This window comes from Burkholderia sp. APQ4-4ca, assembly GCF_057837105.1.
In genome coordinates this window covers 1-4,887 of sequence record NZ_JBYQCG010000160.1, presented here as the reverse complement: position 1 = coordinate 4,887, position 4,887 = coordinate 1, and the positions used below count along the sequence as shown (strand labels likewise).

Genomic DNA, 4,887 nt, shown 5'->3' with positions numbered 1-4,887 from the left:
GGCGAGACGAGATTGCGCACCCCGGTGACGTTCTGCGAACTGGTCGCGAGTTCGTCGAGACTGGCTTCCCGCAGCCCCTTGCGCGGCAGCAATCCGTTCGTGCCCGTCACACGCAACGACAGGCTTTCCTCGGGCAGCGCCTCCATGGTTTCCCATGCATGACCACCGAGCACCACCCACGTTTCGTGCAACCCCGTCACGCCCGAGCGCACGCGCGAATGGAAATACCGCTCCGGCGCCTCGTGGCGCAGCATGCCGCCACGATGACGGAACGTCGCAAACGGCACGTATTCGTACCGCTCGGCCGTTTCGTGATCGAATGCCTCGATCGCGTCGACGGAATACGTTTCGACATGTTCGCCTTGATGGCCGGCCGGCACCACGCGATATTCGGTTTCGTGATGGTCGATCTCGATCGGCTCGGCATCCAGCTCGAACAGGTTGATCACCGGCGAGCAGAATAGCCGAACGTTTTCCGCGCTGAAGCGCTGGTCCGACGGATAGGCCTGCGTCAGCACGATCTCCAGCTCGAACCGGGTGGTACGTTCGGGCAGCTTCGTGACGTCCAGTCCGCAAAGATCCACGAACAGGAATTTCTCGCGGAACGTGAAGTATTCGAGCAGCAACTGATAGCCGGAGAAAGCCGCATCGGCCTTCGGCCACAGTCGTTCCTCGGCCGAGAAGCCGGCCGGCTCGATCGTGACGCCGGCGAGCGGCATCGCCTCGCCGTCGCGGATCTCCGGAATGCGCAATTGAATCGTGTCGACCTGGCGCGTGAGCGCAAGGTGCATCGCGAATGCCGTCGGCAGATCCGCATTCAGGTACAGGCGCAACCGGGACAGATCCGTTTCCATCCGGCGCGCCGACCCGCCGAGCGAGAAGCCGAGCCGAATCACCGAGCGACCGTCATGGCGCACGGTCGGCCCGGCATGCGTGACCGTGACCGGTTGCAGCGTGACCGCTTGCGTGGTCCTGTAGATGCATTGCACGGTCTTCGGCGACAAACCTTCGGCGCCAGCCGGCGGCGGCACGGCGATCGGCGCGGAGCGTACCGATACGCCTGCCGGCACGACTTCGGTCTTCTGAAGCTTTTCCGACAGCGGGATGAGTTCCACGATCGACAACGACGGGATCATGCGCAAGTAGTGCGGCCATAGCAGGCTGACCAACCCTTCCGTCAGTTCCGGCAACTCGTCGTCGAGCTTCTGCCGAAGGCGCCCGGTCAGAAAGGCAAAACCCTCGAACAGCCGCTCGACGTACGGATCGCGATCGCCGACACGGTCGAGGTTGAGCAGCCGTGCGCGATCAGGATGCGCCTTCGCGAATTCCTTGCCGGACTCGCGCAAATAGCGCATTTCGGCTTCGTAGTAGCGCAGGATGGGATCGTCGTTTGCCATGAATTCTCGTTACGAAAGAGTCAGCGCTCGCGCCGGGTCGAGCACGGTAAGTTCCGCCTGCAGTTCGCCGATGCGGCGCGCGAGCGTCGGTTTGTCGGCATCCTTGCGGTTGCTCGTCGCTTTCAACGCTCGCACGAGTTGCTGCTTGACCTCGAACGCCAGCGCAGGCTCCCAGCGCATCACCGGCAGCGAACGTGAGGACGTATCGAGTTCGACGAGCAATGCGAGGGCGGCATCGGGTCGCCCCGCATGATCGGCCACGCGCGCCATCACGAGCCGCCGCAGGAAACGGTGACGCTCGGTCTTCATGCCGGGCAGCACATCAAGCCATGCGAACGCGGCCTCGACACCGTCGCTCGCGACCAGCTCGCGAGCCTGCGCCTCGATCTCCGCCCAGTCGCCCGCATCGCCCTCGCTATCCGCGGAGACCGGTAGCGGCGCGACGGTCTCGCCCGCTTCGAGGTCGCGCACGACCGCGTGGCGGGCGATCCACTCGAGCGTCGTGTCGTCGGAGAATGGCGTGCCGTCGCTGAACGAAAGCCGCTCGATGCCCGGCAATCGTTCGAGGAACAACGCAAAGTCCGTGCGCAGCACTTCGCTCCATGCATGGTAGGGCGCGCCGACGTGATCGAGCGCGACGTGCTGGAAATACTGCAGGTCGAACCACAGGTGATTCACGCCTTCCATGAATGCCCCTTCGACGCGCTCGAGCAGTTCGTGCCACTGTTTCTGCAGCACGAGCCGCTTCAGTTGCTGGCGCAATTCGGCGCGTGGCGGCGTCAGACGCGTGTGCGACGCGGTATCCGACGGCGGCACGTCGTGCAAGGTGTCCCACCGAACGCCGCGCGCGATACGCACCGACGGCAAATAGCCGTTTTCCTGATCGCGCAGCCATGCCGACATCGCGCGGGCATGATCGAGCAGGTCGCGCGCCGATGCGATCGATCCGCTCGATGCGCTTGCTGAGGCGGACGTCTGCTGCATCGCCATGTCCGGGCTCACGTTGCGAACCGGTTCGTCCTTGTTCCCGAAGCGGGCAGCCAGCGGATGCAGGTTCGGACGGGCGGCGTCGGACCACGTACCGGTGCGGGTGACGAGTACCTCGAGCGCTGCAATCGCGCGCTCGCGATCCGCGGCGCCGAAGTCACCGCGGCTGTCCAGCGTTTCGATCATTCGCGCGGTCGACAGCATTTCCAGCGCCGCCCGCTTTGCCTCGGCGCGCGCGGGCAGCAAGGTCTCGCCGAACCGGTCGACCAGCGACGCGGCCAGCTCGAGTCCGTCGGCGAACCCGGTGGGACCATCCTGACGCAGTCGCGCAAATGCGTAGTAACCGACCAGACGCAGATCCTTTCCGGTTTCCTTGAGAAGCTGTTCGCATGCGCGGGTAATCAGGCCGTCGTCGATTCCGGACAGCTTGGTCGCTTCGTCCTTCAGTTCGAAGAATGCATCCTCGTAACCGGGATCGCGGCCATGCGCGTGCTCCCCAGGTATCGGGGCAAGCCATGCCGCCCAGGTATGCCGGCGCGCTTCGTGCAGTGAATCGATGCGTGAACCGCCGACAAGTGTTTTTACGAAATTGGCTAGCGTCATGGAGGTCTCAAAACGCAAATGCGTCGCCCAGCAACTGGAGGGCGTGTCCGAACGGTTTGGAGGAAGCATCGGCGGACATCGACGTTGTCGCCAGAGACGACACCGCCATCTCCGGATCGGCCTTGGGCGACTTCATCGCGGACGTAGCCGGCCGCGCGTCCGCGGGGGCCGAATCCACCGCGACGGTTCGACGACGCGCCGGTTCCGGCGTCGCCGGCATAGGCTCATCCGGCAACGACATCGCACCCGGAAGTCCCGGCGGCAACGGCACGGCAGCGTGCTTTGCCGCGGCGATTGCCGCAGCCGGCAACGGCGGCGGGCTGGCTGTCGACAGCTTCGGCCCAGTACCCGCCGCCCCGGTGACGAAAATCCGCGCCGGCAGCGCAAAGTTACGCAACTGGAGTACGTCGAGCGGCCCCGCGCCTGCTTCGGCACGCAATTGCACCTTCAGCGGCATGCCTTGGCTCGTGTCCGGCATCCAGGTCAGCAAGTAACGCGCGTTGTCCTGCTGGACGACCTTCGCACGCTCCAGCAGCCGGATCAGGCCGAAGCGCCCCTGCGAGTCGAGCGCCGTGCGCAATCCGCCCTGCTCGGTCTGCCATTCGATGTGCGACAGGTTCTCGAGCGACTGGCCCGGCCACTCGAACGGCACCCATTCCTGCTTCTGGTTGAAGTAGCGCAGTTCGCGCCCGGACAGCACGAACTTCATGCCGGTGACGCCCGGCGTCGGGACTGCCTGCAGTTCGTACCGCACGCGCGCGTCTCCGGACGGGAACAGCACGGTCGAGACCCGCGCGAGCTTGTTCAGGCCGCTCAGGAAGACCGGATCGATCGTAAGCGCGCCCTGGTCGGCGCCTTGCGCGACGACCCACCGATCGCCCTGTCGCTCGATGACGCCGGCGAGCTGCGTGGCGACGAACTGGGCGATCACGCCGTTGTCGGGCCGCATGAAGCGCGCCATCTCGGGCAATGACGCGTCGTTGTCGGCGTCCGAGAACGGATATCGGCCGCCGAACGACTTGTTCCAGTCGGCCAGGATCGCCGTTCGCCAGATTTCGTTCAGGCTCACCGCCGCAGGCTGCACGACGACTTGCCACGCCTGATCGAACGGTGCACGAAACAGCGCACCGAAGCCGGCCCACTGTTCTCCCAGGCTCGCGGCTACGCGGCTCGCATAGTCGCGGCTATCGGAAATATCGGACGTCTTGCCCTGCAGGACCGACTGAGCGGCCAGCCGCGCGATCGCATCCGGATCGGCGCCGGAGACGATCTGCGATGCCTTCAGGCGCATCGCCGTGACCCGCTCGAGGTAGCGCGCGAGAGCGAGGTCGCCGGTCGCGGCCAGTTGAGTGGCGGCCTTGCCGTTGGCCGGTGCGCCGGACACCAGATCGCTGCCGGTCAGGCGCAGGATCGGGCCGAAGGCCGCGGCAAGCGGCGCAAGCTGCGGTTGAGCCTGCTTCGACGGATCCTTTTCGTCGGCGCCGACCAGTTGTTGCGCCTTGTTGATCAGGCTCTCGGAGAGTGACTGTGCACTTGCGCCCGCGCCTGCCTGGTAGACGATCGCGTTCATCAGCGCGACGAGCGGCGAACGTTGCGAATCGCCGAGCAGTGTCAATTGGTCGGCCGTGGCCGACAGCGTCGGCGCGGATTGCCAGCGCAAGCTGTTGAGGAACAGCGCCCATGCGCGCGCGTAGTCGTCGAAGTAGCGTTGGCGCAGTTCGGTTTTCAATGTTGGTGGAGGGAGGTTACTGTCGTTGTTGTCGGATGCGCCAACGGCGTTTCCTTCATGGCGCAACACCCAATCACCAGACACGTCGCGCTTCGCGCTTGCGTCGTCGATCGCCTTCGAGATGCGCTCCTCCCATGCCGCACGCGTGTAAACGCCCGGAACGGTCGCGGT

General features: G+C 65.3%; 3 protein-coding genes. All 3 read right to left on the bottom strand.

Translation table 11 applies throughout. The features are described 5' to 3' along the window. Positions 1 to 1,397: type VI secretion system baseplate subunit TssF (gene tssF, locus AC3IFE_RS18835; RefSeq protein WP_489191544.1), on the bottom strand; the 1,397-nt coding region annotated here is incomplete at its 3' end. Between the two features lie 9 nt (positions 1,398 to 1,406). Further along, positions 1,407 to 2,987 (bottom strand): type VI secretion system protein TssA, encoded by a 1,581-nt coding sequence (gene tssA / locus AC3IFE_RS18830; RefSeq protein ID WP_489191543.1) that lies wholly within the window; start codon positions 2,985 to 2,987, stop codon positions 1,407 to 1,409. Between the two features lie 7 nt (positions 2,988 to 2,994). Further along, on the bottom strand, positions 2,995 to 4,887 hold a 1,893-nt coding region (locus tag AC3IFE_RS18825; protein ID WP_489191542.1), incomplete at its 5' end, for an ImcF-related family protein.

Bases quoted from the DNA above. Each gene is read 5' to 3' on its own strand.
- tssA (WP_489191543.1), bottom strand. From the start codon at position 2,987: ATGACGCTAGCCAATTTCGTAAAAACACTTGTCGGCGGTTCACGCATC.